Source organism: Streptomyces sp. NPDC048600 (assembly GCF_055587025.1).
Genome location: NZ_JBVJGZ010000026.1, coordinates 42,722 through 67,588, shown reverse-complemented (window position 1 = coordinate 67,588; position 24,867 = coordinate 42,722). Strand labels below are relative to the sequence as shown.

Annotated in this window: 31 protein-coding genes; 11 read left to right on the top strand and 20 right to left on the bottom strand. The window is 68.7% G+C overall.

Annotation, left to right across the window (positions count from 1 at the left end; genetic code table 11):
* The first annotated feature begins 9 nt into the window (after window positions 1-9).
* Window positions 10-648, top strand: coding sequence for a hypothetical protein (locus ACZ6SQ_RS29440; protein ID WP_469567326.1), 639 nt, complete (start codon window positions 10-12; stop codon window positions 646-648).
* A gap of 98 nt (window positions 649-746) precedes the next feature.
* Here the strand turns inward: ACZ6SQ_RS29440 and ACZ6SQ_RS29435 are convergent, their stop codons facing one another.
* The 14 genes from ACZ6SQ_RS29435 to ACZ6SQ_RS29370 all read right to left on the bottom strand — a co-directional run bounded on the left by ACZ6SQ_RS29435 (window position 747) and on the right by ACZ6SQ_RS29370 (window position 12,007).
* Window positions 747-1,322, bottom strand: a complete 576-nt coding sequence (locus ACZ6SQ_RS29435) for a hypothetical protein (protein WP_469567323.1) — start codon at window positions 1,320-1,322, stop codon at window positions 747-749.
* A 175-nt stretch (window positions 1,323-1,497) separates the two neighbouring features.
* The gene (locus tag ACZ6SQ_RS29430; RefSeq protein ID WP_469567321.1) at window positions 1,498-2,100 is read right to left on the bottom strand and encodes a hypothetical protein; all 603 of its coding nucleotides are present in this window, start codon (window positions 2,098-2,100) and stop codon (window positions 1,498-1,500) included.
* Window positions 2,097-2,726 (bottom strand): hypothetical protein, encoded by a 630-nt coding sequence (locus ACZ6SQ_RS29425; RefSeq protein WP_469567318.1) that lies wholly within the window; start codon window positions 2,724-2,726, stop codon window positions 2,097-2,099. Before ACZ6SQ_RS29425 ends, ACZ6SQ_RS29430 begins: the two co-directional genes overlap by 4 nt.
* A complete protein-coding gene (locus ACZ6SQ_RS29420) occupies window positions 2,713-3,084 on the bottom strand; it encodes a hypothetical protein (RefSeq protein WP_469567315.1) in 372 nt (123 codons plus the stop codon). Before ACZ6SQ_RS29420 ends, ACZ6SQ_RS29425 begins: the two co-directional genes overlap by 14 nt.
* Before the next feature lie 110 nt (window positions 3,085-3,194).
* Window positions 3,195-4,463: a putative T7SS-secreted protein gene (locus ACZ6SQ_RS29415; RefSeq protein WP_469567313.1), complete on the bottom strand. Its 1,269-nt coding sequence runs from the start codon at window positions 4,461-4,463 to the stop codon at window positions 3,195-3,197.
* A gap of 12 nt (window positions 4,464-4,475) precedes the next feature.
* Window positions 4,476-4,766: a hypothetical protein gene (locus tag ACZ6SQ_RS29410; RefSeq protein WP_469567311.1), complete on the bottom strand. Its 291-nt coding sequence runs from the start codon at window positions 4,764-4,766 to the stop codon at window positions 4,476-4,478.
* 67 nt (window positions 4,767-4,833) lie between these two features.
* On the bottom strand, window positions 4,834-5,883 hold the full coding sequence (locus ACZ6SQ_RS29405; protein ID WP_469567309.1) for a hypothetical protein: 1,050 nt from the start codon (window positions 5,881-5,883) through the stop codon (window positions 4,834-4,836).
* Entirely contained in the window at window positions 5,871-6,515 is a 645-nt protein-coding gene (locus ACZ6SQ_RS29400) for a hypothetical protein (protein WP_469567307.1), read from the bottom strand. Before ACZ6SQ_RS29400 ends, ACZ6SQ_RS29405 begins: the two co-directional genes overlap by 13 nt.
* A gap of 379 nt (window positions 6,516-6,894) precedes the next feature.
* Window positions 6,895-7,620: a hypothetical protein gene (locus ACZ6SQ_RS29395; RefSeq protein WP_469567304.1), complete on the bottom strand. Its 726-nt coding sequence runs from the start codon at window positions 7,618-7,620 to the stop codon at window positions 6,895-6,897.
* 40 nt (window positions 7,621-7,660) lie between these two features.
* Window positions 7,661-8,485, bottom strand: a complete 825-nt coding sequence (locus ACZ6SQ_RS29390) for a hypothetical protein (protein ID WP_469567301.1) — start codon at window positions 8,483-8,485, stop codon at window positions 7,661-7,663.
* A 192-nt stretch (window positions 8,486-8,677) separates the two neighbouring features.
* Window positions 8,678-9,901 carry an enoyl-CoA hydratase/isomerase family protein gene (locus tag ACZ6SQ_RS29385; protein ID WP_469567299.1) on the bottom strand — a complete coding sequence of 408 codons (1,224 nt, stop codon included), beginning with the start codon at window positions 9,899-9,901 and terminating at the stop codon, window positions 8,678-8,680.
* Window position 9,902: 1 nt separating this feature from the next.
* On the bottom strand, window positions 9,903-10,202 hold the full coding sequence (locus tag ACZ6SQ_RS29380; RefSeq protein WP_469567297.1) for a hypothetical protein: 300 nt from the start codon (window positions 10,200-10,202) through the stop codon (window positions 9,903-9,905).
* A gap of 51 nt (window positions 10,203-10,253) precedes the next feature.
* A complete protein-coding gene (locus ACZ6SQ_RS29375) occupies window positions 10,254-11,339 on the bottom strand; it encodes a hypothetical protein (RefSeq protein ID WP_469567294.1) in 1,086 nt (361 codons plus the stop codon).
* Window positions 11,336-12,007, bottom strand: coding sequence for a hypothetical protein (locus ACZ6SQ_RS29370; protein ID WP_469567292.1), 672 nt, complete (start codon window positions 12,005-12,007; stop codon window positions 11,336-11,338). Before ACZ6SQ_RS29370 ends, ACZ6SQ_RS29375 begins: the two co-directional genes overlap by 4 nt.
* 248 nt (window positions 12,008-12,255) lie before the next feature.
* Here ACZ6SQ_RS29370 and ACZ6SQ_RS29365 point away from each other — a divergent pair, with 248 nt between their 5' ends.
* Window positions 12,256-12,921: a hypothetical protein gene (locus ACZ6SQ_RS29365; RefSeq protein ID WP_469567290.1), complete on the top strand. Its 666-nt coding sequence runs from the start codon at window positions 12,256-12,258 to the stop codon at window positions 12,919-12,921.
* A gap of 15 nt (window positions 12,922-12,936) precedes the next feature.
* Here the strand turns inward: ACZ6SQ_RS29365 and ACZ6SQ_RS29360 are convergent, their stop codons facing one another.
* The gene (locus ACZ6SQ_RS29360) at window positions 12,937-13,644 is read right to left on the bottom strand and encodes a hypothetical protein (protein ID WP_469567288.1); all 708 of its coding nucleotides are present in this window, start codon (window positions 13,642-13,644) and stop codon (window positions 12,937-12,939) included.
* Between the two features lie 784 nt (window positions 13,645-14,428).
* On the opposite strand from ACZ6SQ_RS29360, the gene ACZ6SQ_RS29355 reads away from it, so the two are divergent.
* The 9 genes from ACZ6SQ_RS29355 to ACZ6SQ_RS29315 all read left to right on the top strand — a co-directional run bounded on the left by ACZ6SQ_RS29355 (window position 14,429) and on the right by ACZ6SQ_RS29315 (window position 20,967).
* Window positions 14,429-15,145 (top strand): hypothetical protein, encoded by a 717-nt coding sequence (locus tag ACZ6SQ_RS29355; protein WP_469567286.1) that lies wholly within the window; start codon window positions 14,429-14,431, stop codon window positions 15,143-15,145.
* A gap of 20 nt (window positions 15,146-15,165) precedes the next feature.
* On the top strand, window positions 15,166-16,002 hold the full coding sequence (locus ACZ6SQ_RS29350) for a hypothetical protein (protein WP_389332768.1): 837 nt from the start codon (window positions 15,166-15,168) through the stop codon (window positions 16,000-16,002).
* A complete protein-coding gene (locus tag ACZ6SQ_RS29345; RefSeq protein ID WP_469567284.1) occupies window positions 15,999-17,306 on the top strand; it encodes a CpaF family protein in 1,308 nt (435 codons plus the stop codon). Before ACZ6SQ_RS29350 ends, ACZ6SQ_RS29345 begins: the two co-directional genes overlap by 4 nt.
* Window positions 17,307-17,355: 49 nt before the next feature.
* Window positions 17,356-18,315, top strand: a complete 960-nt coding sequence (locus ACZ6SQ_RS29340) for a type II secretion system F family protein (protein WP_469567446.1) — start codon at window positions 17,356-17,358, stop codon at window positions 18,313-18,315.
* Window positions 18,312-19,232 (top strand): type II secretion system F family protein, encoded by a 921-nt coding sequence (locus ACZ6SQ_RS29335; RefSeq protein ID WP_469567282.1) that lies wholly within the window; start codon window positions 18,312-18,314, stop codon window positions 19,230-19,232. Before ACZ6SQ_RS29340 ends, ACZ6SQ_RS29335 begins: the two co-directional genes overlap by 4 nt.
* Window positions 19,233-19,287: 55 nt before the next feature.
* Complete coding sequence (locus ACZ6SQ_RS29330; RefSeq protein WP_469567280.1) at window positions 19,288-19,554, top strand: hypothetical protein; 267 nt, start codon at window positions 19,288-19,290, stop codon at window positions 19,552-19,554.
* A gap of 23 nt (window positions 19,555-19,577) precedes the next feature.
* Window positions 19,578-20,030 carry a TadE family protein gene (locus tag ACZ6SQ_RS29325; RefSeq protein ID WP_469567278.1) on the top strand — a complete coding sequence of 151 codons (453 nt, stop codon included), beginning with the start codon at window positions 19,578-19,580 and terminating at the stop codon, window positions 20,028-20,030.
* Window positions 20,031-20,098: 68 nt separating this feature from the next.
* Window positions 20,099-20,503 (top strand): TadE/TadG family type IV pilus assembly protein, encoded by a 405-nt coding sequence (locus ACZ6SQ_RS29320; protein WP_386380624.1) that lies wholly within the window; start codon window positions 20,099-20,101, stop codon window positions 20,501-20,503.
* 44 nt (window positions 20,504-20,547) lie between these two features.
* Window positions 20,548-20,967 (top strand): pilus assembly protein TadG-related protein, encoded by a 420-nt coding sequence (locus ACZ6SQ_RS29315; RefSeq protein WP_389333048.1) that lies wholly within the window; start codon window positions 20,548-20,550, stop codon window positions 20,965-20,967.
* A gap of 247 nt (window positions 20,968-21,214) precedes the next feature.
* Here the strand turns inward: ACZ6SQ_RS29315 and ACZ6SQ_RS29310 are convergent, their stop codons facing one another.
* From ACZ6SQ_RS29310 to ACZ6SQ_RS29290, 5 genes are all read right to left on the bottom strand, one after another.
* Complete coding sequence (locus ACZ6SQ_RS29310) at window positions 21,215-21,541, bottom strand: hypothetical protein (RefSeq protein WP_469567276.1); 327 nt, start codon at window positions 21,539-21,541, stop codon at window positions 21,215-21,217.
* A 175-nt stretch (window positions 21,542-21,716) separates the two neighbouring features.
* Window positions 21,717-22,058, bottom strand: coding sequence for a hypothetical protein (locus ACZ6SQ_RS29305; protein ID WP_469567275.1), 342 nt, complete (start codon window positions 22,056-22,058; stop codon window positions 21,717-21,719).
* A 25-nt stretch (window positions 22,059-22,083) separates the two neighbouring features.
* On the bottom strand, window positions 22,084-22,689 hold the full coding sequence (locus tag ACZ6SQ_RS29300; protein WP_469567273.1) for a hypothetical protein: 606 nt from the start codon (window positions 22,687-22,689) through the stop codon (window positions 22,084-22,086).
* Between the two features lie 34 nt (window positions 22,690-22,723).
* A complete protein-coding gene (locus ACZ6SQ_RS29295) occupies window positions 22,724-23,173 on the bottom strand; it encodes a hypothetical protein (protein ID WP_469567271.1) in 450 nt (149 codons plus the stop codon).
* Window positions 23,146-24,726 carry a putative T7SS-secreted protein gene (locus ACZ6SQ_RS29290; protein WP_469567268.1) on the bottom strand — a complete coding sequence of 527 codons (1,581 nt, stop codon included), beginning with the start codon at window positions 24,724-24,726 and terminating at the stop codon, window positions 23,146-23,148. Before ACZ6SQ_RS29290 ends, ACZ6SQ_RS29295 begins: the two co-directional genes overlap by 28 nt.
* Window positions 24,727-24,867: the final 141 nt, after the last annotated feature.

The following is a 24,867-nucleotide window of genomic DNA, read 5'->3' as shown; positions in this document are numbered from 1 at the left end:
GGAATGCGCATGCCTTCACCTGACGACCTCGCCCCCTTGGTCGAGACCTTCGAATGTGCCTTCGACTTCCAGCCCGGCTGGATCGACCTGACGCTGAGAGAAGGGACGCAGGCCGAGGCCAGGGCAATGGCTACGGAGGTGGTGAACAGGCTCAACCCGCTTGCTCCGGAGATCGAGAAGAGTGCGGTTCTCGACGACATGGCCGAGCGGGCGGTCGACCTCAACGAGGACGTACCCACCCTGGCGGCGGCGTACTACTCCGAGGCAGGCGAGGCACTGGCCAACCTCGTGGTCGACTCGTACGGGGACGAGGGCGTAGCCCGTGCCGGCCCGGATGAGGTCACCCCGTTGCTCCTGGAATGGGCCAATGCCAAAGTCACCGGCGATCCCGAGATCACCCACCTCGAACTGGACGCCGGTCCGGCCGTGCGGGTGCAGGCGATGCTCGAGGTCAAGCGCATGTTCGGCTTCGGCCGGAAGCTGACCGAGTTCATCAGGTACGCCTTCTTTCCGCCTGACATGCAGAGCCTCATCGTCGTCACGGTGACCTGGGAGAGGGTGGTTCTGAGCGAGCGCATCACGGCATTGGCCGACGAGGCGTTGCAGAGCTTTCGCGTTGTCCCCCTCAGCCCGGGAGGATCTGCGTGAAGGTGGCCGGCACGCTTCGTTGGACGTGACGGGCGAGAGAGTCCGGCCGTACCCGCCCGGGTGCGTCGGGTCGCGCCGGTCGCATCGGGCGGGGGCGGTCAGCTGTCGGGCCGTGGCTGACGGAGCAGGTGCATGTGGAGTTCGCTGCGTGGCTCTGCCGTGTCGAGACGAAGCCATGAACCGTCGCGGAAGCTGATGAGCAGGCACGTCGTCGCGAACTCGCCCGACAGAGGGGCGGTCAGAGCGGCGATGTCGGCGGGAATCCGGCAGACGATCTGCATGCGCCTTCTCCGTCCGACGGCGACACGTCGCGGTGGAGCAGCCAGGATGATTCCGTCCTGTGTCGCGAGGACGAGCCGTTCGGGGTGCGTGGACTGCTCGAACCAAAGCAGCAGCAACCGCCCGGCGTTGCCCTGCCAGTTCCCGTCGAAGACCTGGTCGAGGCCTCGTTGGGCGAGGAGGGCGTCCCGGCGTGATTCCTCGTCCCGCCTGGCTCGCCGCCGTTCCTTCTCTTCCTTGGTGTCGAGGAATCGCTTGAGCGCCTCCTCCGCATCGTGCAGAGGCTTCAGCAGGAACAGAACGGCCAGGAAGGGCGCCGCGAGCACCATGCCCAGGATTTCCAGCAGGCCGGGGCGGGCCGGCCGGAGCCGGGGGTTGCCCGCGGCCTCGAGCACGTCCGCAGGGGGCCGGGGCACTGTGCCGATCGAGCACCATGCCTCCGCTTCGGGGCGCACACCGAGGCTGTCCGGCTTCACTCGCCGCACGGCTCTATGGGATACGTCATGACACTCCTTGCCGGTTCGCCAGGGATGGTCCGTCTCGGAGAGCAGGGCTGTCGCCGGGGCAGCATCAGTCCTCCGGCGCCAGCACGCTCAGGCTGTGCGCGAAGGCGTCGAACTCCTCGACGTTCGCGGTGATCCAGCCGACGTTGTCGCTGATGGAACGCAGGACGACGTCGATGCCCAGGGGCTCCACGCGCCAGGCGTAGTTCACCGAGCAGCAGATCTCGCCGGCCTTGGCGGAGACGAAGTAGCGCACGGAACGCATGCCGCGCCCCAACTCCGTGTCGAAGTCGACGACTTCGGGGTCCTGGAGGGCGCCGGGGGTGTCCTTCTGGACGAGCTGGGCGAGGGTGGACTCGGTCTCGCCCTCGCTGACGTCGATGTGGACGACGAAGGTGAGGAAGTCCCGCCTCGGGTCGGGGAGATAGACGAAGGCCTGGTGCACGGGCAGGGTCTGCGGCAGCAGTTCGGCCGTGGCCTCCAGCTGACGGGCGAGGACCTTCACCTCGTCCTTGCCCGCCGGGCCCTCCTCCGCCAGGCCCCACACCACCTCGGCCGCCCGGCGCGCCCACTTACGACGTTCCCGCCCGGCACCGCGGCCGTCCAGCAGCGGCAGGCCCAGCCAGACGGTGGGGTCGCTGTCCGTGTCGAGGGCGAACTGGATGTTCACTCGGTCCTCCAGCGGAAGGTCGTCATGAGGGCGTCGAACAGCTCGACGAGGATGTCGGCGAAATCCCCCGCGGGCTCCCCGTCGCCGATCGTGCTGAAGCCGACGACGATCCAGGAGGACGTGGGGGCGTCGCCCGACGGCACGGGCAGGACGTAATCGACGTGCCGGGACCCGACCTCGACGCCCTTGTCCGGGTTCGCGGGCAGCACCCGCTCACCGCGCACGCCCGCGGTGTCGTGCACCTCGACCGGCTCGGTGAAGTCGAAGTCGGCCACCAGGCGCGTCATGACGTCCTGGCTGGTCACACCGTCCCTCAGGGGCGTGTTCAGCTTGGCGACGACGAACGAGGCCGAAGTGATGTGGCCGTGCAGGGGCTCCACCGGAAGGTAGAGGTCGAGACCGTCGCGCTTCTGGGCGTCCTTGACCACGCCGCCCAGCTGCCGGTGCAGCTCCATGCGGGCCTCGACGAGCCGGTCCTTCGGTACGTCCGCCGAGAGCCGCCGGGCGGCTTCGTCGACGATCTCCTTGACCGCTTCGGCCGTTCCGTCCCGGAGGGGGATCTTCGCCCAGCCGGGAGGCAGGATGAGCGTGTAACCGGTCGTTCTGGCCGTCTCATTCGGCGGCATCTGCTCGGTCTCTCCGTTCGGCGGCCGCGTAGGCGAGGACGATCAGACCGGGCAGCAGCGGTACGGCCAGGACCGCCGGGCGGTAGTGCAGCAGAAGCAGCAGCGGGGCCAGCTGGACGAGCCCGCCGACGACGAAGTGGAACGTCGTCCCGGGCCCCCAGGCACCGCGTCGGCGGACGATGACGACACCGGCCGAGAGGGCCAGTACGGCGAGCAGCGGCAGGACTTGGCCGGGCACCCGCAGGAACGGCCGGAGGCTCTCGGGCAGAGCGCCGGACGAGATCAGGACCGCGCCGACGATGACGATGGCGAGGACGACGAGCGGGGTGATGATGACCGCCCGCAGGACTCTGATCACGTTCCCCGACCTCGGGGCGACATCCGCACCGATATCCGTTTGTGCCGTCACAGTCCGATCCTTCCGAAATTCCCCGTCATTTCTCCCCGTGCCGGGTGATGAATCCCCGCTCAATCCCAGGCGGATGAAGCCTGGGTCACTCCATGACTGCTTTTGAAATCATTGTACCAATCGGCACTTGGCTTCTGCGGAATACCCAGGCCGTCGCTGACGGCATTCAACGTGTCATTGTCGCCGAGCATTTTGTCGCCCCAGTCCACGGCGGCACCGGCGTACGTCGCAGCGAGTGCCGTACCGTACGCGGCCCCGCCACTGATCTTCGTGCCGACGGGCACGCCGTCGCCGAACCGGCTGACGTTGGAGCGGATGTTCTGTCCCAGCGCGGCGAGTTCGTCGTCGCCGAGGTGCAGGGCCTTGGACAGTTTGCTGGGCGGCGTGAGCTCCTGGGAGACCTTGCCCACGCGGCCGGCTATGCCCTTGCGCAGGGCCGTCATCTCCGCCCGGACGGCAGCGGCCGCGGCGTCGTCCGTCGCGCTCGCCAGCCGGTTGGCGAGCTGGTTGCGCATCGACTTGGTCGCCGCGAGGGCGTTCTTGAGCTTCGCCGTACGGTTCACCGTAGAGGCCGTCCGGGTGGCGGTGGCGGCGCCCCGCAGGCCCTTGAGGGCGAGCCCGCCCGCGCCCATCGTGAGCAGGCCGAAGGCGTCGAACGCGAGATCCATCCAGGTGGATTTACCGGCCTTCACGAGCAGGAACCGGCCCAGCACGACGGCCAGACCGAGGCCCAGGACAAGCAAGTTCAGGCCCGGTATGAAGATGGCCACGATCGCGGCGATCGTGCCGATCCAGCTGAGCACGTCCAGGAAGAGTTTGAAGCCCTCCGCGTGGTCCTTCACCCAGCCGATCGTGTCGTCCCACAGGCTGTCCTCGACGTCGTCGTCGATGGCGTCACGAATACGCCGATTGGCCAACTGGCCGTGGGTGTTGCGGTGGTTGATCGCCTTGATGAGCTGCTTCTTGGCGTCGTCGACGACGTCCTCGTTCTTCTCGTCGGCCTTCGCCTTGTCGAGCGCCCGCTTCGACTCGTCCTGCGCGTACTCCAACTCGTCGGCCCACGTGCTCAGATGGCCCGAGACCTTCTTGTAGCGCCCCTTCGTCTTCTCGAAGCGCCCGGCCAGTTTGTCGGCCTCCTCGCGCAGGGTCTCGGCGTACTTGCCCTTGATGTTGTCGTCCTTGCCGAGCCGGCGCAGCTTCTCGACCTGCCGCTCCAGGGTCTCGGCGATCGTCTTGAGCCTGGTGGCCTCGTCGCGGACGGCCTCCGGGTCGCCGGGTACGGGGTCGGTCTCGGCTATCGGAGACCAGTCGGTAGGGCGCACAGCCACAGCCGGATTCCTCTACTTCTTCTTTTTCTTGGTGGACTCGGCGAGTTCCTTGTCGAGCGTCTCGAAAGCCTGAATGGACTGCTCCACCAGACTTCCCACATTCTCGATGTTCTCCAGGAGTTCCTTGCGATGGTCGTCCCAGTTGTCGGTGAACGCCTCCATCGCACCGCCCACCAGGAACGAGCCGTACTCGTCCTTCATCCCTTCCTGATGGGCCGAGCACCCCTTGAACTCGTTCCGTACGGTCTTCAGATCCCTCTTGATCGTGTAGAGGTAGTCGTAGTCCACCCCGAGATCTGTCATACCGGCGCTCCTTCTCTTGGGTCTCGTGGGTCTCGCGAATCCCGAGGAACTCTCGGGCGGGCGGCGGTCATCGGTTGACCGACTGGATCTCCTGTACGACGACGACCTGGTCGTTCCCGAAGGTTCCGTCGGGCAGCTCCCCGCCGGCCCCGCCCGTCCCCGTCCACGTGATCTCCCAGGTCACGGTCGCCCGCATCCGGAAGCCGCCGTCGCCCGAGGAGCGCAGGTACTTGATGCCACAGGGCGGCGTCCGTTCCGCCTTCCCCTTCGCGTACGACTCCCCGATCGACCCGTCCTGCGCGATCGCGCACTCCCCGGACCCCGGATACGTCTCCGCGTCCGCCGTCCCCGGCTCCAGCCGCAACGCCACGGGCCTCGCGGTCGTGGTCGCCTGGAGGTTCAGCCCGCCGACGTCCAGCGAGGCCGTCACGGAGACGTCCTTGAACCGCGCCTTGTCGAGCCAGGCCCAGGTGGGGAGGTTGACCTTGGTGGATCGGGTGGGGGCGAGGGTGACTTCTGTGGCGGGCAGTCGGATCGCGTTGTACGCCGCCTCGGCGAGGACCTCGGGCGTGACGGCCTGCTCCACTCCCGGGTCGTCGCCGGTGTCGACCCAGAAAGGGAGTTCGCCGCACTCCATGGCGGCCGGGTCGTCGAGGCGGTCGGGGTTCTGCACGGCGACCCACCAGGCCCCTTCGTCCGCCTTCGCCTTGTTGTAGTCCTTGTACTCGCCGTCCTTGTACGTGGCCCGGAACTGACCGACGGCGGTCTTGGCGTAGCTGTGCTGACCGGGAGTGTTGATGGTCTCCTCGTACATCGTCTCGACATACCGGCTGAACTCGGCCACGGAACGCGGTTCGTACCAGCAGGCCGGCGGGGTCCAGTTCGTCACGGGCCGTACGGCGTTCCCGTCGCCGCCGGATCGTACGGAACCCGAGTAGGTCACCTTCGAGACCAGCGTGCTGCCGCTGGAGCCGCCGCTCTGCCGGGTGTCGCCCTGGGTGCCCTTGCCGGGCGGCCAGTCCGCGGAGGCGGTTCCCGGTATACCGAGGGCGAGGGCTCCGGCGAGCAGGCCGGACGCGGCGACGCGGGTGCGTGCGCGTGCGGTCAGCGCGTGCATGACCGGTGCCCCCGCTTCGACGTGAGCTTCGTCGTCTGCCAGACGCCCTGCCCGCTCTTCTCCAGGCGTGTGGTGTAGAGGACGTAGGAGTTGTCCGTGACCTCGGTCTTGATGACCTTCCCGGACTTGCGGTCCTTCGCGTACGCCTTGCTCTGGTCCTCGCAGTAGGTGACACCGGCGGAGCCGTCGTCGAAGACGTCGACCTTGGCGTTGTAGTAGCGGTTCTCGCCCGTGATCGTGTAGCCGTCGCCGACGATGGACTGAACCCAGTCCTGCGCCTCGCCCAGGGCGCTGTCCTTGTAGTAGAAGCTCAGCGCCGCGACCTCGGGATCGCCCTGCGTGATGGCGTAGTTGGTGGCGTCGATGCGCTGGGCGACGTCCTTGAGGACCGAGTCCTGCGTCGCGTCGGTGGCGTTCCAGCTCTCGTAGGTGTCCTTGAGGTCGCTCGGGAGCGCGATGTCGGGTCGGTCGACCGCTGCCTCCTGACTCGCCGACGCCGACGCCCCGGCACCCTTCCCCGCCCCCGCGATCTCCTCGTTCCCCTTGGCCTCGTCGCCCTCACCGCACGCGGTCAGCAGCAGCGCAGCCGACACCGCGAACGCGACAGCAACGGGCAAAGTGCGGCGCTTCACAATGGACTCCCCCGTGAGACATCAGTTCAGTCAGGGGACCGACGGTATCGGTGGGGTCGGCGGCTTGGCCAGATTGAACAGGTCGCAGGGCGACGGTAATTGTGAATGTATTGCCGAAAATCGGTAACAATGCGTCCGCTGCGCGGGGATGGGAGGGGCCTTGCCGGCCCTGACACCCGGATGTCCGACTCGGCCCCGATCGGTCATCGCCTCTACGGCCCGTTACCGCCCGCGTTCGCGGGAGCTATCGCGGTACGAGGTCCTCCGCCGCGGGCCGTCAGCAACAGGGGTGTGGCCGTGGCGAGTGCGGAGCCGGAGGCAGGTTCCCATCCGAACGGGTCAGGAGCACAGGCGTGTTGGACATCCGGAACGACTGCCCTCACTCCTGTTCAACCGTCTCCACGACAGGGTCGACGAACGTGACTGTCTGGAGAATGGCAGACAGAGCGCGGTAGAGCTCGGCCCAGTGGTCCAGCGATGTCGTGTACAGCGTGAAGACCGCGATGAACGGGCCGGTGGGAAAGGGAATGTGCACCTGAGTCTGCCCGGTGAGCAGTTTGGCCGACTCGCCACTCGCGGTGATCTCGGGACCGAGTGTGTATTCACGCATGCTGATGCACGAGACCGCCGGGCCGCACGGCAGGTCGAGCCAGATGGCGTCGTTGAGGGGGTCGCTGGAGAGCGTCGCCAGGATTCCCTGGGCGACGACATCGACGTCTGCGGCCGGCGGGTCCGCGGATATGACGGCGACCGTCAGCGCGCACTGAGCAACGCCCTCGGACGGCTCGTGCCGGACGATCTCCCCCTCGGGGGATTCGGAATTGTCGGCGGTCGAGAACAGGCCCATGGCCGCGTAGGACACGCCGGTGCTCCCCATGAGCTCGGCGAGGGACGCGTAGTAGGGAGCCGCTGGTGTCCAGATCTCGTCGTCACCGCGTGAGTACAGCTCCCGTACGAAGGAGCGTGCACGTTCGGTGCGTTCCTCCGGATCGTCGGCCAGGGGGAGCGCGAAGAAGCCCTCCGGAGTGAGGAACCAGAGAGGGGGCAGGTTCCCGCCGCCGGGGCTGACGTAGAGACCGCCTGTGGCGTGGGTGGAGGGGCTCATAAGACGTGGAACGCCGATCTGGTCGGGTGCGGAGCGGGTGTCATGTCAGGAGGTCCTCGGGGTGGTACTGCATGAGCGTGAGCTCGGTGCCGGAGGCGTCCATGACCGTGTTGAGGCCGGGGTGACCGAAGGATCCGTCGATCCTGCTCGGTGCCAGGACCTCGATGCGGAAGCAGCCGCAGGGATTGCGCTTCACGAGTGGTGGCAGGGCATCGGGCGCCTGGGTCGCCGCGAAGGCCTCTGCGGTGCGCCGCTGGTCCGGCGTGAGTGAGCCGAGCGGAACGAAGTCGAGAGGTTCGATCAGATACCGGGTGAGCCGCTCGCGGGCTCTGCTGCCGACCCTGCACCACGAGCCGTCCGTGAACAGGATCTTGGCGTCGGTTCCGGCCCTGTACTCCCGTAGTTCGACTCGCTCGACGGTCGTCCGAGGCGTCTGCCAGAGCAGCTCGTCGTCGATCAGCTTGTCGTCACCCTTGACGTTGGCGAAGCCCACGATCGCGAGGCGGCAGTCGGTGATCACCGCATGGGTGCGGTACGTCTTCTCTTTGCAGCGTCCTGGGTCCATCTGCCAGGGCATGGTGCGCGCGAGGGTGCCCGGAGCAGCCCACATGACGGGGAAGTCGTCGATCTCGTCGGCGGGGTCCTCCGAGGTGTCCGAGCCTCTGTCGGAGCTGCCCGGTCCCACGCTGCCGGACTGGGAGCTTAGGACGCCCATGATGGCCACGCCGGCGGCGATCGCGAGCCCCTTGACCGTGTTCCGGGCCGCGGTACCGCCGGTGGAGTGGGCGATGTACTCAGGGCCTTCGGGCCAGCCGTCGAGTTCGCTCTGGATGTCCCTGCGGTCGAAGTCACGGAACCAGCGCATGCCTCTGACCCGCGTGGCCGCACCCGTGGCAAAGTTCACCGGAGCTCGCGCGAGGAGGGTTTCGTCCGTTTCGGGAAGCCAGACGCTCATGTCGATAGGATTCCTTCGTCGCCGTCAACTGGTCTGATGCGATCGCTCTCACCCTGCCACGCGGGACAGGACAGGACCGGCCACGGCCGCGCCCCCGCACGGTCAGTCGCCCGTCACATGCTCGATGATCTTGGGTGCGATCTTGATTCCGGCATCGATGGCCCGACCGCCGACTCCGAACGGATCGATGTTCACTCCGGGGATGAGGTTCGCTCCCTTGGTTCCGAGGAGCTGGCCCGGGTGATAGCCGGCGACGGCAAGCCCTCCCATGCGTGACATCAGCCCGCTGCCCGCATGGGCGACCTCGTAGACGTCCTGGGAGAAGCCTCCGATCTTCACCAGTCCGGCCTTGCCGAACCCGCCTGCGAGGTGGGCGGATTCCTGCCCGAAGGACATGATGATCCGCGATCCGCCTGCGATCTTGGTCGCTGTGAAGCCCTTGCCGAGTCTCCCCGCCGTGGCGAGGGCCTTCCCCGAACCGATGATCTTGGCCCCCTTGCCGAACAGCCCGATGCCGGGCAGCAGTCCCACGGCGTCGAGCCCGAGCGTCGCCCACCCCACGTCCGCTCCGGCAGCCTTGGCCACTCCGTGGGTGGCGAGGGTGAGCCCCGCTCCGATGAGGGCGGCGGTGCCGAAGATCGCTGCGAGGGGCGGAAACGGGAGGGTGACGATGGCCAGCAGCGCCAGGACCGCCGTGATGTTGCTCAGTACGTCGCCGATCGCCTTGATCAGGTCCGCGTGGTCCTTGAGCCAGTCGCCCGTGGCGTCCCAGGCGTCCGAGATGCTCTTGCCCAGCTTGTCCCAGAACCCCGGTTCGTCGGGGGCGATGTCGGCGGCCTTGTCCAGCTCCTTGCCGATGTGGCCGGCCGCCTGGCGGTAACGCTCTTCGAGGTTGTGGACCTTCTGGATGAGGCCGTCGACGGCGCTGGAAGCCTCGCCTAGCTCCTTGCTGCCCTTGCCCTCGGCCTTCGCTTCGGCCTTCGCCTTGTCGTCGAGCTTCTCGCCGGCCGCCTTCTCCAGCCGGTCCGCCTCGTCCTGGAAGTCCTTCAGCTCGCCCGCCCAGCGGTGCAGCGCGCGGGAGGCCTTGTCGAAGGACTCGTGGGCCTTGCGGATGAGCGGAGTGACGTCCTGACCGACGTACTCGGTGAACGCGACCGCGGTCTTGCCCTTCCAGGCGCCGCACTCTATTCGTTCGAGTTCCTGGACCGCCGTGCCGAGTTCGCTCGCGAGGCCGCCGAGCCGCCGGGCCAGTTCCCTGGTGTCCTCCACATTGCCCGGTGTGGGGTCCCAGCCGATATGCGGAAAGGACGGCCGCTGCCCCGCCACGTCACTTGCCCTTCTTCTTCGCTTTGAGCGCCTCGGCCAGCTCCCGGTCGAGTTCGTCGAACGTCTGGCCGATCTTGTTGATCATCTTTACGGCGCCGTGGGCGTGCTTGCCGAGCTGCTTGATGCCGTAGCCCCAGTCGTCGGCGAAATCCTGTACGTCCTCGATGAGCTTGCTCTCGCCCACGGCCGAGGCGTCCGTGCCCTTGAGACTGCGGCGCGCGTCCTCCATGCGGCCGCTGATGGTGGAGAAGGTCTTCTTCAGATCCTCGAAGATCGTGTCGTCGAGGCGCAGGTCACTCATGTCGTGTGTCTCCCAGGGGCCGGACGGCAGGTCCGGCCCCTTCGCCGCAGGTCAACGGTTGATCGACTGGATTTCCTGGACGGTGATGTCCTGCTCGGCGCCGAACGTGCCGTTGGGCAGGTCGCCGCCCGCGCCGCCGGTGCCGGTCCAGGCGATCTCCCAGGTGATGGTGGCCCGGAGCTTGTAGGTGCCGTTGCCGGAGGAGCGGAGGTAGCGGAGGCCGCAGGGCGGGGTTTCGTCGGCCTTGCCCTTGGCGTAGGGCTCGCCGATGGAGCCGTCGGCGTTGATGGCGCACTCGCCGGAGGCTGGGTAGGTGTCGGCGTCCTTCGTGCCGGGCTCCAGCTTCAGGGCGACCGGCTTGGCGGTCGTCGTCGCCTGGATGTTGAAGCCGGGGACGTTGAGCGCCGCCGTGGCCTGGACCTCGTCGAAGACGGCCTTGTCGAGCCATGCCCACGTCGGCAGGTTCACCTTGGTCGTGCCCGCAGGGGCGAGGGTGACCTTCGTGTCGGGCAGCTGCATGTGCTGGTACGCGAGGGCAGCGAGGATCTCGGGCGTGATGGCCTCTTCGTACTGCGGCGGCGGGGCGTCGCCGTTCTCGACCCAGAACGGGAGGTCGTTGCACGAGCTGCGCTTGAGGATGTCGGGCTCGTCGGGGTTCTCGACGCCGGCCCAGAACATCCCCTTGCCGTCGTTCTCGACGTTGTAGTCCTTGTAGCCGGGGGTGTCGGTCCAGCCGTAGTCGTCCTCGTAGTGGCGCTTCAGCTCACTGAGCGCCGCGCCGGCGGTTCCGCCGATGCCCGGGGTGTTCATCTGGCTCTCGATGTCCTTGGACATCAGCTTCTTGAAGTCCTTGGCGCCGAGGAAGGGGGCGTACCAGCAGGGCGGAGGCGTCCAGTTGACGTCGGCGGACGTCACGTTGCCCCTGCCGCCGCCCGTGGCGACCGAGCCGGAGTATGTGATGCGGGCTGTGGCGTAGATACCGGAGCCGTCACCGCCTCCGGACTGTTCCGTGTTGGAGCCCTGGGTGTTGCCCGGCTGCTCTCCCGCGTAGGCCGGTTCCGCTATTGCGAGGACGCCCATGACGAGCGTCAGGGCAGCCGCGCCGGTGCCGAGAACCGTACTCCGAGACCTGTTCACTGGCACTTCGCCGCCTTTGCCTCGACGTACACCTTGGTCGCTTGCCAAAGACCTTCTCCCGTAGGCGACTTGACCATGATGATCTTGAAGTGGTCGAAGTCCGTGATGCTGGGCGCGCCCTTCAGGACCTTTCCGGTCTTGACCTCTTTGGAGTAGAACTTGGTCGAGTCCACGCAGAACGCGACCTCCACCGAGTCGCCGTTCGACGAGGACCGGGTGGCGGCTTGGTAGTGGCGTCGGGTGCCGGTTGCCGTCCAGTCCCCTTCGAGTCTGACGTCGATCTGCGTCTTCGCGTACTTCAGCCCGTCGCCTGCGGAGTAGGCGACCAGGGCGGCGTCCTTGGTCGTGCGCTTGTCCACGCCCCGGTAAATGGCACGGACGTAGTTCGCGGCATCATCCATCGCAGCCGCCTCGTTCTTGTCCCCAGGCCTCTCCCAGTCGAACACCAGGTTCATGTCCTTGGGCAGCGACACATCGACGCCGTCCGGCTTGTCGGAGGCCGGAGCGTCCGACGGCTCCGCGGACTTGGTCGGCTTTCCGGATTCCTGGTCGGCTCCGGCGATCTTGTCGTTGTCGCCGGCCTTGTCGTCCTCGCCGCCGCATGCGGTCAGCAGCAGGGCCGAGGCGGTGGCGAGCGCGACAGCAACGGGCAAAGTGCGGCGCTTCACAGTGAGCTCCCCGTGAGACAGAAGTTCAGTCAAGAGCACAGACGGTATCGGTGCGCTTCCCGGTTTCGCCAGCGCGAACTATTCTGAAAGCAGGGGCAATTCCGGGCGTTCGGGTCCCCGAGTGGCGCTTGTCTCCGAGCCGCGTTCAGGCGTGCGACAGCACTCCGTCATGTGTACGCCGACCGCATCCGCTCTGGCCTGTGCTCCGGAAAGCACTGTTCCGTTCGCTTCACGGGTGGGGGAGACGAATGACCGGGAACGCTGCTGCGGCGGCCCCTGCGCGGACCGGCCGGGGTGACGACGAGGCCTGGCTGCGCCGGGAGGTGACTCGGTGGCTGCTGTTCGGTCTCGTGTGCGCCGGCGGTTCGCTGGGGCCTGCCTGGCTCGCGCCGGTGGTCCCGCTGCCCGGCCCGCTGCGCGCGGTCGCTGTACTCGTCGCCTGGGTCGTACTGCCACTGGCGTCCGCGCTGGTCCCGCTTCTGCTGCTGCGGAGGGTTCCGCGCAGGCGGCGGAAGGTCGCGTGGCAGCTTGTCGTGCCGGTCGTCGCGGGGGTGGCGCTGGGTGTGGTCGGCAAGGAAGCCGGGGACCAGGTCGCCCTGGAGGCGCGGGGCAGATGGGCCGATGTCGAGGTCGTGCGGGTGGAGAAGGCCGGGACCGATCACTGCGACCTGCGTACGGCCGACGGGCGGGAGGTCTCGCCCTCGCTCTCCGAGGGCGACGGCTGCGACGGCTCGATCGCGCCGGGGGACACGCTGCGGGTGCGCTACGACCCCGAGGGCGTCGCAGGCCCCACCGAGGATGCCGACGCCGCGTCGTACGGAGGGCTGATCGCCGGTCTCTTTCTGGCCGCCGTGGTGACGGGCACCTGGGGCGGCGTGCGGCAGAGCCGTTGGAACCGGGAGTACGTCGGCTGACCTCATCGGCGGGGCTCAGCCCAGCTTGGCGTTCTGGATCTTCACCAGATCCGCCGGGATCTCCGCGTTGCCGGGGCCGGCGCTCAGGAAGGCGCTGCTGTCCACGGTGAAGTAGTTGGCGATGGTGTCGCCGAAGCGGAAGGTCTGGGTGCGCACGGTCTGGGGGTGGCCCTGGAAGTCGAACGTGGCTGCCGTCGCGACCGACTCGTCGCCCGCCTCGGGCGCGCTCTCCGGCTTCGTGGAGTCGTACACCGCGCTGCCGCCGCTCTTCGACTTCGCGGTGAAGCCGCCACCGCAGGACGCCACCGCCGCGCCGAGTTCCTTCATCGCGGCCTCGGCGCCGCCGTCCTCGTACGTGCTGAGCGTGATGTACGTGAGCATGGACGTGGAACTCCCGCCGTTGGCGACACGGGTGAGGTGGCCCTCGGGGTCGCCGAGAGGGAGGTCGTTCATCGCGTGGACCAGCGGGGCGCACACGGGCTTCTCGACGGTCACCTCGGCGGTGCTCGTCGCGAACGCCTCCTCGGGGTCGGGCTCCCTCAGCGTGTACTTACCGGCCTCGGTCACCATCAGCTTCGTCAACTTCTCCGTGGGCGCCAGCTGTTTCGCCTTCGGCGACGAGGGCGCGGTCTCGGGCTTCGCGTCCGAGTCGCTCCCGCCGCAGGCGGTCAGTACGGCGGCGAGGGACAGCACGGAGGCTGCGGTCAGAGCGACGCGCTTCATGGGGGGGCTCCTTCGGGTGGGGGGTGAGCTTGTGCGTACGGCCAGAGTCACGGCCACAGCCACAGCCACAGCTACTGCCACAGTCACGGCCGCAGCCGTAGCCACAGTCACGGCAGCGGTACCGGTAGCTGTTGCGAACAGGGGCGCGAGCCTGCCCGAGAGATGCGCGTCGAACGCGCCTCAGACGGTGTGCCCGGTCGGGCGAGATGCGCTCAACTCCGCCTAATCCGACCCACGTTCCGCGCCCCGACCGCACGCGGGCACTCTACTCACGCCTTTCCCTTGTGCGAAACGGCTCCCCTCGTGAGGCGGGTTGCCCAAGTGCCCTGCCGTACCGCGTCGCTGAAGGCGGTGAATCCTCCTCTGTCGGCGTCCATCCCTTCGTGAGCGATTCGTGCAGGCCTGATGGTCGCCCCGTGACGAACCCCGCGTCTGCTCCGTCACAGCCCTGTGCGAGGACGGTGCGGATACGGCAACAGATTCGCTGACGCACAGCACGAGGAGCGCCGGAAGGCCCCGTGCAAAAGGGGCCGGGCGCGGCGGAATTGCAGAGGGGTAAGGGTGGGCCGGGCGAACCCCGAGGTCCCGGACGCGCCTTGAGGGGCGTATGGGCGGCTGATACGGTGCCATGGCTTGACACTCACCCCAGCGCTGGCTATTCGGCCAGGTCGCGCAGTACGTCCGGCTCATCCGGTGAGGGTGACTCCAGGGGGGTCGCTGGTGAAGTGTCCGGAAATGCAGAGTATTTGGCAGTCAGTGTCTTGGGTGTACGGGGAGCAGTCGCGTGAAGATCCAAGAGCGTGCGGGGGCGGGCGCCGGTCGTGCCGCCGTTCCGGCTCAGCCGTCGGTCGGTGACCGGCTTCCCACTCCGCCTCGCGAGCGCAAACCCGCACTGGCCGCACTCGCCGTGCTGCTGATCCTGGTCGGCGCGCTCGGCGCGACGATGCTGGTGCTGCGCGCGGGCGACCGGATCGAGGTCGTGAAGGTCACCGCCGACATCCAGGCCGGTGAGTCCGTATCCGACTCCGACGTGTCGTCCGTGATGGTCGCCGCCGACGACGGCATCAACTACATCCGCTGGGAACAGCTCGACAGCCTCAAGAAGCTGAAGGCCAAGTCCACCATCTACGAGGGCACGGTCGTGATGGGGCAGATGTTCACCGAGGGCGAGAGCCTGCCGGCGGGCAAGGCCGCCGTGGGCGTGGCCCTGAAGGAGGGCCAGTACCCGGGGGACATCAAGGCCGGTGACACCGTGGCCGTCTACAACGTGGACGCCGCCGAGGGCGGTTCGTCCGGCGCCGGCGCCTCCTCCGGTCCGACGTCGTCCGGCGGGCTTCTGACCGACAACGCGAAGATCGCCACCACGGCGACCAAGAGCGACTCCACCGTGACGACCGGCAGCCTCTCCCTGACGCTGCTCGTGGACGAGGCCGACGCCGCCGCCGTCACGCGGGCCGCGTCCGCCGGCGCCGTCGCCGTCGTGCACGTCCCCGGCAACTAGAAGGCAGGGCACCGCAAGCCATGGCGCTCATCGCTCTCGCCGCCGACAAGGGTTCCCCCGGCGTCACCACCGCGGCCGTAGCCCTCGCGGCGGTCTGGCCGCGTCGCGTCCTGCTCGCCGAGACCGATCCGGCGGGCGGTGACCTGGTGTACCGGTCGGCCGCCGCGCACGGCGGGCCGCTCAACCCGAACACCGGCATGCTGTCCATCGCCGCCACCGCGCGGCGCGGCCTGGTGCCGGACCAGCTCTGGGACCACGTACAGCCGTTGAGCGGCGGTCTCGACGTGCTCGTCGGGCTCGGTATCGCCGAGCAGGCCGCCGGTCTCACCGGACTGTGGCCGACCCTGGGCCGCGCCTTCGCCTCGCTCGGCGACTCGCCCGACGCGCCCGCAGACGTCATCGCCGACTGCGGACGCATCAGCGGCGACACCCCCGCCGTGGAACTGTTCCCGCACGCCGCGCTGGTGCTGCTGGTCTCCCGTACCGAACCCGAGGCCATCGCCCGGGTGCGCGACCGGGCCGCCGCGCTGTCCGCGAAGCTGCACGGAGGTGCGCGCGGCGCCGCGAGCCTCGGGATGCCCATGATCGGCGTGGTGCTGATCGCCGACCCGGGCAGCGCGGCCAAGATCGCCGGCCAGGTCAACGACATGCTCGTGCACGCGCAGACCGGCGCCCGGGTGGTCGGCACCATCGCCGACGACGCGGCGGGCGCCGACCAGCTCGCCGGGCGCCGGCGCGGCCGCCTGGACAAGTCGCTGCTCATCCGCTCGGCGCGCAAGGTCACCGCGGACCTCTACCAGCAGTACGGCGCCGCCTGGACGATGCCCGGACAGGCCCCGCAGGGAGCCGGCCGATGACCGCTGTCGACCATCAGCTGGTCAAGCGGTTCCGTCAGGACGCCGGTGACCGTATCGCCGAGCAGCGACGGCAGGACCAGGTCAGCGGTGTCACACCGATGTCCGGCGAGGACGAACGGCACTACGCCCGCGCGGTCATAGCCCAGATACTGGAGGAGTACGCCCGCCAGGAGATCAACGCCGGGCGTACGCCGCTGGACGCCGAGACCGAGGAGCAGTACGCGGCCGCCGTGCACGCCGCGCTGTTCGGCGTCGGCCGGCTCCAGCCGCTGCTGGACAACCCCGAGGTCGAGAACATCGACATCAACGGCTGCGACCAGGTCTTCGTCGGATACGCCGACGGCCGTGAGGTGCGCGGCGAACCGGTCGCGGAGACCGACGAGGAACTCGTCGAGCTGATCCAGGTGCTGGGCGCCTACAGCGGTCTGTCCTCCCGGCCCTTCGACTCCGCCAACCCCCAGCTCGACCTGCGGCTGCCCGACGGCTCACGACTGTCGGCCGTCATGGACGTCGCCCGTCGGCCCGCGCTGTCCATCCGCCGCTCGCGCATGGGCAAGGTGTTCATCTCCGACCTCGTCGGCAACGGCACGGTCTCCCCGGAGATCGGCCACTTCCTCGCCTGCGCGGTGCGCGCCCGCAAGAACATCATGATCGCGGGCGCCACCAACGCCGGTAAGACCACCCTGCTGAGGGCCCTCGCCAACGAGATCCCGCCCCACGAACGCCTCATCACCGTCGAGCGCGCCCTGGAACTCGGCCTCGACACCTTTGCCGAACTCCACCCGAACGTCGTGGCGTTCGAGGAGCGGCTGCCCAACTCCGAGGGCCAGGGCGCCATCACCATGGCGGAACTGGTCCGCCGCTCCCTGCGGATGAACCCCTCGCGGGTCATCGTCGGTGAGGTGCTCGGCGACGAGATCGTCACCATGCTGAACGCGATGTCCCAGGGCAACGACGGCTCGCTGTCCACGATCCACGCCAACAGCTCCAGCGAGGTGTTCAACCGCATCTCGACCTACGCGCTCCAGGCCTCGGAACGGCTGCCCATCGAGGCCAGCCAGATGCTGATCGCGGGCGCGGTGAACTTCGTGGTGTTCATCCAGCGCCGCAACGACTTCCAGACGGGCGGCCGGCTCCAGCGCATGGTGACCTCCGTACGCGAGGTCAACGGCGTCGACGGCCGTGTGCTGTCCAGCGAGGTGTTCACCGAGACGCCGGACGGCAGGGTCGTGCCGCACGCGCCGATCGCCTGCCTCGACGACCTGATCGCGCAGGGCTACCGGCCCTCGGGATCATGGGGGTGACACGCCGATGACGACGACGAGACTCGCGGCACTGGGCCAACTCGGCTCCATGGGCGGGCTGTTCTCCACCGACGTGCTGTACTCCATCGGCAGCGGAGTCGCCGTCGGCGGCGGCATCGCCCTGCTGCTGGTGGCCGTACGGGGGCTGCCCGCCAAGCCCGAGCACGAGAAGCAGAAGGCGTCCGAGCGGGCGAACGAGCTGATCCGGTTCGCCGGGCAGCGCGGCTCGCTGGCCGCCCTCGTCGGCCTCGCCGTGCTGCTCCTCACGCGCTGGGCGGTGGCCGGTATCGCGGCCGGTGTGCTCGTCTTCCTCTGGGACCGCCTCTTCGGCGGCGCCCGCGAGGAACGGGCCGCCATGCGCCGCGTGGAGGCCCTCGCCTCCTGGACGGAGTCCCTGCGCGACACCATCGCCGGCGCGGTCGGCCTGGAGCAGGCCATCCCGGCCTCCGCGCGCGCCGCGGCCCCGGTCCTGCGCCCGCACCTCGACGCCCTCGTCGACCGGCTGCGCGCCCGCACCCCGCTGCCCGACGCGCTCCAGGTGCTCGCGGACGAGATCGACGACGCCTCCGCCGACATCATCGTCGCCGCGCTCATCCTCAACGCCCGGCTGCGCGGCCCCGGTCTGCGCCAGGTCCTCGGCGCGCTCGCCAAGTCGGCCCGCGAGGAGGTCGACATGCGTCAGCGCGTGATGGCCCAGCGCGCCTCCACACGCCGTTCGGTGCAGATCGTCGTCGCGGTCTCGATCGCCTTCGTGCTCGGACTGTCCGTGTTCAACCGCGAGTTCGTCGAGCCGTACGGCACCGCCGTCGGCCAGCTCGTCCTCACCTGCGTCTGCGCCCTGTTCGGCCTCGGCTTCTGGTGGCTGCGCAAGCTGTCCACCATCGAGACGCCCGAACGCTTCCTGGTGCGCGACGAGTCGTCGGTGCGGTTCGTGCGTCCCCGGACGCCGGCCCCGGCATCGACGCCGCCGCCGGCGTCGCCGTCCACGGAGGAAGGGGTACGGCGATGAGCCTGACCATGCCGATCGTCGTCGGGGTGATCCTGGGTCTGGGCGTGTACGCCCTGATCCGCGCCCTGATGCCGACCAGGCGCAGCGCTGTCGCCCAGGTCGCGCGGATCGACGCGATGCGGGCGCGCGGGGCGGCGTACGAGTCGGCCCGACGGGGCGAGGACACCGGCCGGTTCGCCTCGCTGCGCGCCGAAGTCGGCGTCCGGGTGGCCGAGTTCTTCGTGCAGCAGGGGTGGGAGCAGCGCTCGCTGCGGGCCGACCTCGCGGTGCTGGACCGCAGTTGGGAGAAGTTCCTCGCGACGAAGGTGCTGCTGGGGGCGACGGGGCTTATCTTCGGCCCGTTCCTCTTCGCCGTGGCGTGGACGCTGGGCGTCGGCAGGAGCCCGGTCATCCCGGTGTGGCTGGCGCTGCTGTGCGCGGGCCTGTTCTTCTTCCTGCCCGATCTGGAGGTCCGCCGGGACGCCGCGGAGAAGCGCCGCGACCTGCGCCGGGTCATCGGGGCGTATCTGGACCTGGTGTCGATGAGCCTCGCGGGCGGCCGCGGTCTGCCCGAGGCGCTGCTGGCGGCCGCCGAGGTCTCCGACGGATGGGCCACGCAGCGTATCCGCAACGCCCTCGCCGACGCCCGGATCACCGGCATCAGCCAGTGGCAGGCGCTCGGCCAGCTCGGTGAGGAACTGGGCGTGGAGGAACTGAAGGACCTGTCGGCCTCGCTGGCCCTCGTCGCGGACGACGGCGCCAAGGTCCGCGAGTCCCTGGCCTCCCGCGCCGAGACCATGCGCCACCGTGAGCTGGCCGAGATCGAGGGCAGCGCGGGCGAGAAGTCGCAGTCGATGCTCGTCGCGCAGCTGCTGCTGTGCGCCGGCTTCCTGGTGTTCCTGATCTTCCCGGCGGCGATGCGGGTGTTCCAGGTGTGATGTCTCCCTTGCCGCCCGCCCCGATCTCCAGCTGAGTCGAGAGGAAATAACCCTCATGAACACGCCCAAGACCACGACCCAGGACTTCCGCACCGGCATCCCGGCGGTGGACTTCCTCGTCACCTTCCTGCGCGCCCGTGTCGAGCGCGCCCGCTCCGGCGAACTCGACCGCGGCGCCTCCGCGGTGGAGTGGGTCATCATCTCCGCGGTCGTCGTGGCGATCGTCGGTGTCGTCGCCGCCATCATCAACGCCGCGCTGAGCGAGGGCGCCACCAAGGTGGGCGACTGCATCAAGGGCGCGGACGCCGGCAAGACCTGCTGACGGCCGCGGGATCGACGGGGGTTGTGCTGGTGCGCGTGGTTCGCTGGTTGCGCCGCAGGACGGAGACGGTGTCCGCCCGCGGCGACTCCGGCATGACCGCGATCGAGTTCGTGCTGCTCACGCCGGTGCTGTTCTTCATGATCTTCGCGACGGTGCAGTTCGCGCTGTACTTCTTCGCCGATCACGTCGCCCAGGCCGCCGCCCAGGCCGGCGCGCGCAAGGCCCGTGCCACGGCCGACCAGCAGCCGGGCGGCTGGCGGGGCGAGGCGCGGGACGTGGTCGACTCCTACATCGCCCAGCTGGGCCCGCAGCTCGTGCTCTCCCCGGACGTGCGGATGCTCCAGCCGGAGCAGAACACGGTCGGCGTGGAGATCACCGCGCGGGTGCCCACGGTCTTCCCCGGCCTGGACCTGACGGTGCACGCGCAGTCGTCGGGCCCGGTGGAACGGTTCGTGCCGGAAGAGGGGAATCCGTGACGGCGGCAAGGCGCGTCAGCGCGCCGGAAGGCGGTCCCGCACGCGCGCCAGGGACCGGGAGCGCGAGGCTGTCCGCCTCGGGGTCCGACGAGGGGCTGTCCACCGTCGAGGTGGTGATCCTGGCCCCGGTGATGATCATGTTCATCCTGGTCCTGGTCGCGTTCGGCCAGCTGGTCGACGGGCGCGGCGCGATCGACGGCGCCGCCCGTGACGCGGCCCGTGCCGGGTCCATCCAGAAGGACCACGCGACAGCGATGGCCGAGGCGCGCAAGGCGGCGCGGGCGAACCTGGAGGACGTGTGCTCCGGCCCGGTCTCCGTCCGCCAGACCAGCCCCGGCTTCGAGCCGGACACCTTCTTCACGGTCGAGGTCAGCTGCGAGGTGCGCGGTCTGGCGATGCTGGGCCTGGACATCCCGACCACCCTCTCGGCGAGCTTCAGCTCACCGCTGGACCCGTTCCGGAGGACGGCGTGAGGACATGGCTGCCGAGGCTGCGGGCGACGGCGTCCCGCCGGCTGATGCTGGACGACCGGGGCTCGGGCGCAGGCGCGGTGATCATCTTCGCCCTGGTCTTCCTGTCGCTCTCCGCCTTCGTGATCGACGGCGGTCTGTCGATCTCCAAGCGGGAGCGGGCGGCGGACATCGCCGAGCAGGCCGCCCGCTACGCCGCCCAGGACATCGACCGCGAGGCGCTCTACGACAACGAGGGCGGCCCGGCGCCCATCAACTTCGAGAACTGCGACGTCCGCGTCAAGGCCTTCGCCCGTGAGATGGACATGACCGGTGCGGACATCGCCGCGTCCCACTGCGTGGTGGCCGACGCGGCCCAGGTCGAGGTGGAGATCCAGCTGACGTACTCCCCGGTCCTCACCGGCATGTTCTACGGCGGCGACGTGGTCGTACACGGCCAGGCGGTGGCGGAGAACGAGGTGGGCTGACGCGGGGCTCCTGCTCCGTCCCGGAGATCGGGCCGGTGAACCGCCGAGAAGCGCTCAGCCTGGTACCGGACGGGGGCGTAGCCGACGACGTACTCCGCGAGAAACGCCCGCGCCTCCTCCGGTACCGGCAGCGGGGCCCGGGTCACGTACTCGAGGTGGCGTTTCGGCGGGTAGTAGTCGACGAACTCGTACGTGATCCGCGTGAGGGAGTCCGCCGGTCCGTAGGCGTCGGCGGCTCCGAGGGCCGTCAGGAGATCCTGGAGCCGTACGGCCGGGGCTGCCGGGGAGGTCCCACGGCAGACGGCGAGACGGGTGTGTTGCCACGGGCGATCTCCTCGAGGTCGTCCAGGCGGAGCCGGAACCATGATCCGGTTCGGGTCACCACCACCCAGCGGTCGGCGAGCCCGCTCTCGAAGACGCTGCAGTCCGTGCTCGAGAAGATCTCGGTCATGCTCAGCCCCATCCGGGTGAGCGCGGGCGGCGATCCGTCCAGGGCCGGAACCTCCTCGTGCCCCGCGCGCAGCATCCGCGTGAACTCCTCGAGGAACGCGCCGCTCCTCTCCGACCCCCGCACGCAGGAGAAGTGGAGGTTCCCGTCCAGGAACGCGGGACGCTCCGCCCACGGGTCCCGGAGCAGGCGATAGCCGGCGACGGCGTCGCACGCCCGGGGACGAGGGGCGCGGGGGCACCGCAGATCCGGCAGGCGCCGAGGCCGGGCACGGTGACCCGGCGGGGGAAGGGCGGCTTCGTCACTTGCCCTTGTCGCCCTTGCTTCCCCGCTTGTCCTCGACCTTCATCGCCTCCCGCACCTTCTTGGCCAGCTCGTCGTCGAGCTTCTTGAACTCGCGTACCACCGCCTCGGACATGTCGGCGAGGGCGTCGAGCTGCTGGGTGATGTCCTCGCGGCCGTCCTCCCAGTTGGACTCGAAGTCGCCGAGGGCGTCGTTGACGCTGCTGTCGCCGATGTCGTCCTTGTAGGACTCGAAGAGCTTCTTGGTGTGGTTGAGGCGGGTCCTGATGGAGCGGAGCTGGCTGCCGAAGCCGGCCAGCTCGTCGAGTGGGAGCGAGAGGTCGCTCTTTCCCTTGCCCATGTGCCTTGTCCCCCAGGCGAGTCGGTCAGACGAAGCGGAACGTGCTCGTGACGGCGTCGAAGATGTCGTGGAAGGCCTCGGCCAGGTCCAGGACGGGGCTGGCGCCGGAGACGAGGAGGACCTGGTCCGTGGTTCCGGGGACCGGGATGTACGTCTGGGTCAGCGCCATCCGCAGGGTCCGGCTGTCGCCCTGTGCGACGGGCACGTCCTCCACGCCGTACGTCCGTGCCACCACCCCCACCTCGGGGATCTCGACAGTGGTCACCGTCCGCCACGCGTCGCCCTCGCGACGGGCCGTGATCGTCCGCAGACTGTCGGCGATGGCGCGCGGGTCGGTGGACAGGGCGACGCCCTGCTTGCTCCTGGCGCCGACCGCAGCGACCGTGAGGGTCGCGACCAGCGGCACCCCTTCGAAATTCTCGGCCATGCAGCCCAGGTAGACCGCACCGGAATCGTGCGCGTCCTTGGCCATTTTGTGCAGCATGGCCGTCATGTCCGCGCGATAGGGCTGGAGTTCCGGCGTCACACGGATCCGTTCATCCACCATGGACCGGATGGTCGACTCGCGTCCCTCCGGACGGATGTCGAACTCCCACCAGGTTTCCGGAACTGCCAGGGAAAAACTGAGCATTGAGACAGCTGTCCTTCGCACTGATGGACCTCGGCTAGCCGAGGTCCATGCCGAGATCCTCTGTTGCGATTTCGATGAGCCTGCTGTCCGGGACCCGGGGAGCGGCGTAGTCGAGTTGTCTGACGTGATCGATGAATTCGGCGGGCAGACTCACGTGGTACTTCGACAGGTAGTACACGAGATCCTCGCGCCAGATCCAGGTTCCGTCGGTGTAGAGCGAGCCGATCCCCGTAAGGTCCGGAGCTTCGGGATCCAGTACGTCGGGCCCGGCGCTCATCTCGCTCCAGATGCCCGTTCCCGCTCTGAGGTAGCCGGCGATCCGGTCCTCGTAGGGCTTGCCGGCCGGCCTGACGGCGTCCCTGATGGAACCGTCGAGAGGCAGTCCCCAACCGGGGGCAAGTTCTACGAAGAAACCTACGGGTCGAATCATCAGAAGTCCCTCGATACTGTCGGAAGCTAGACCATGGGCAGGAAGGTCAGCCATACTCCTTCATCCTTGATGTGCGGAGTGAAGGGGCCTTCCCCGAAGCTGGGGACACCCACCGCGTTCGTCGGTGCTTTGACGGGGACTCCGAGAGAGTTCGCCATATCCTGGATGACCTGGGGCTGGGCTGCGCCTGAATGGCAGGTCAGCATTCTGACGGGCTCGCCGTTGTATCCGGGTATTCGCTGGATTGTATCAAGCACATGGTTCGGGTTGACCGTGTGACCGCCCGCTCGGACCCCGGCGCGATTCGCCTCGCCGGCCACCATTCTGCCGTCGCGCGTTCCGTGGATGATGACGTCCTGGTATCCCGGGAGTCGCTCCGCGACATCGAAATTCCGCAGAGTGGCGGGGTCGTAGCCGATGGCTGTCGCGCCGGGCTTGTGATAAATGGGGACGTCCGAGGGGAGAGCGTCGTCGGCTGCCCGGCCGGGAGGGCCCACGTGAGGCGAATCGGCTTTCCACCACCGGCTCTTGCCCATCATGCTGAAGAACGAGAAGCGAACGTTCTTCAACTGCCGGACGCTGTTGGCGACATTCCTCAGCCCCCCGCCGATCCCCTTCATCGCCCCGGCGCCGAGCGCCTTCAGCCCGCCCGCCTTCCACAGCTTCCCCAGCTTGGCCAGGCTGGTGAAGCCCTTGGTGGCGGGGATGCAGTCCAGGACCGCCCAGGCCAGGTCGCCCCAGCCCGCTGTGCCGTTGAGCATCTTTCTGACCGTGTCGGCCAGGACGACGAGTGCCGCCGCGAAGACCAGCCAGCCCAGTGGGCCGCCGATGATCATGACGATGATGCCCACGACCATCACGACCCACTTGCAGACGGTGACGATCTCGTCCCAGTTGTCGGTGACCCAGTCGCCGATCTCCTCCCACCAGTGCCGGTTGGGGATACCGGCGTCGGAGGCCTCGTTGAGCTTGGTGACTGTCCGGCGGGCGGCCTCCTCGCGCAGACCCCGGGCCTGGGAGGCCAGTTTCTTCGCCGCCTCCAGGGCGTTCTGGGCGGCGCCGACGTCCCGCTGGGCCGCCTCCTGGCGCTCCTTGGCGTGCTGGGCGTCACGGGTGGCCCTGCGGACCTCCGTCTCGTCCGGTTTCGGGACGTCCTTGCCGCCGCTCTTCGACGAGTCGTAGGAGTCGGTCTTCTCCGTAGCCCTGCGCACCCAGTCGTCGGCGCCGGTCAACGCCGTCCTGGCCGTGCTCAGTTCGTCACGGGCCTTGCGGCCGTCCCGCAGCGCCTTGTCCGCCTTGTCCTGCGCCTCCTGGAGGTCGGGCCAGAACGAGGCGAGGGCGTCGCCCGCGAGGTCGTACGACTTCCTCAGCTTGCGCAGCTTCTTCGGGGCGTCGCCGAACTCGTCCGCGAAGACCTCGGCCGTCTTCCCGGCCCAGGAGAGGATCTCGTCCTCCTTCGCGACACCCTTCAGATCGCGCAGCGCCTCGGCCACGTCGTCCGCGAAGTTGTGCAACGTGCCCGCGAGTTGGCGGATTCGCTGTGGGTCGCCGGGTGTCGGGTCCTTGTCCAGGTCCAGGACATGCCAGTCGGTCGGCCGATACGACACGCGTTTACCCCCGTAACGCCTGCAATGCGTGCATCAGAACGTACGTGTGAATCTAGCCGCAGAAGGGGCCGGGGTCCCCGCAGAGCGACCGGGTGTGGTGAAGATCCTGGGGAGGGTGGCAGGCCCGAGTGGGCGCAAGTG

Bases quoted from the DNA above. Each gene is read 5' to 3' on its own strand.
- ACZ6SQ_RS29295 (WP_469567271.1), bottom strand. From the start codon at position 23,173: ATGGCTGACCTTCCTGCCCATGGTCTAGCTTCCGACAGTATCGAGGGA.
- ACZ6SQ_RS29335 (WP_469567282.1), top strand. From the start codon at position 18,312: ATGAGCCTGACCATGCCGATCGTCGTCGGGGTGATCCTGGGTCTGGGC.
- ACZ6SQ_RS29350 (WP_389332768.1), top strand. From the start codon at position 15,166: ATGGCGCTCATCGCTCTCGCCGCCGACAAGGGTTCCCCCGGCGTCACC.
- ACZ6SQ_RS29405 (WP_469567309.1), bottom strand. From the start codon at position 5,883: ATGCACGCGCTGACCGCACGCGCACGCACCCGCGTCGCCGCGTCCGGC.
- ACZ6SQ_RS29330 (WP_469567280.1), top strand. From the start codon at position 19,288: ATGAACACGCCCAAGACCACGACCCAGGACTTCCGCACCGGCATCCCG.
- ACZ6SQ_RS29340 (WP_469567446.1), top strand. From the start codon at position 17,356: ATGGGCGGGCTGTTCTCCACCGACGTGCTGTACTCCATCGGCAGCGGA.
- ACZ6SQ_RS29395 (WP_469567304.1), bottom strand. From the start codon at position 7,620: ATGAGCCCCTCCACCCACGCCACAGGCGGTCTCTACGTCAGCCCCGGC.
- ACZ6SQ_RS29360 (WP_469567288.1), bottom strand. From the start codon at position 13,644: ATGAAGCGCGTCGCTCTGACCGCAGCCTCCGTGCTGTCCCTCGCCGCC.
- ACZ6SQ_RS29305 (WP_469567275.1), bottom strand. From the start codon at position 22,058: ATGGGCAAGGGAAAGAGCGACCTCTCGCTCCCACTCGACGAGCTGGCC.
- ACZ6SQ_RS29300 (WP_469567273.1), bottom strand. From the start codon at position 22,689: ATGCTCAGTTTTTCCCTGGCAGTTCCGGAAACCTGGTGGGAGTTCGAC.
- ACZ6SQ_RS29380 (WP_469567297.1), bottom strand. From the start codon at position 10,202: ATGAGTGACCTGCGCCTCGACGACACGATCTTCGAGGATCTGAAGAAG.
- ACZ6SQ_RS29365 (WP_469567290.1), top strand. From the start codon at position 12,256: ATGACCGGGAACGCTGCTGCGGCGGCCCCTGCGCGGACCGGCCGGGGT.
- ACZ6SQ_RS29440 (WP_469567326.1), top strand. From the start codon at position 10: ATGCCTTCACCTGACGACCTCGCCCCCTTGGTCGAGACCTTCGAATGT.
- ACZ6SQ_RS29425 (WP_469567318.1), bottom strand. From the start codon at position 2,726: ATGCCGCCGAATGAGACGGCCAGAACGACCGGTTACACGCTCATCCTG.
- ACZ6SQ_RS29390 (WP_469567301.1), bottom strand. From the start codon at position 8,485: ATGCGCTGGTTCCGTGACTTCGACCGCAGGGACATCCAGAGCGAACTC.
- ACZ6SQ_RS29315 (WP_389333048.1), top strand. From the start codon at position 20,548: ATGCTGGACGACCGGGGCTCGGGCGCAGGCGCGGTGATCATCTTCGCC.
- ACZ6SQ_RS29345 (WP_469567284.1), top strand. From the start codon at position 15,999: ATGACCGCTGTCGACCATCAGCTGGTCAAGCGGTTCCGTCAGGACGCC.
- ACZ6SQ_RS29410 (WP_469567311.1), bottom strand. From the start codon at position 4,766: ATGACAGATCTCGGGGTGGACTACGACTACCTCTACACGATCAAGAGG.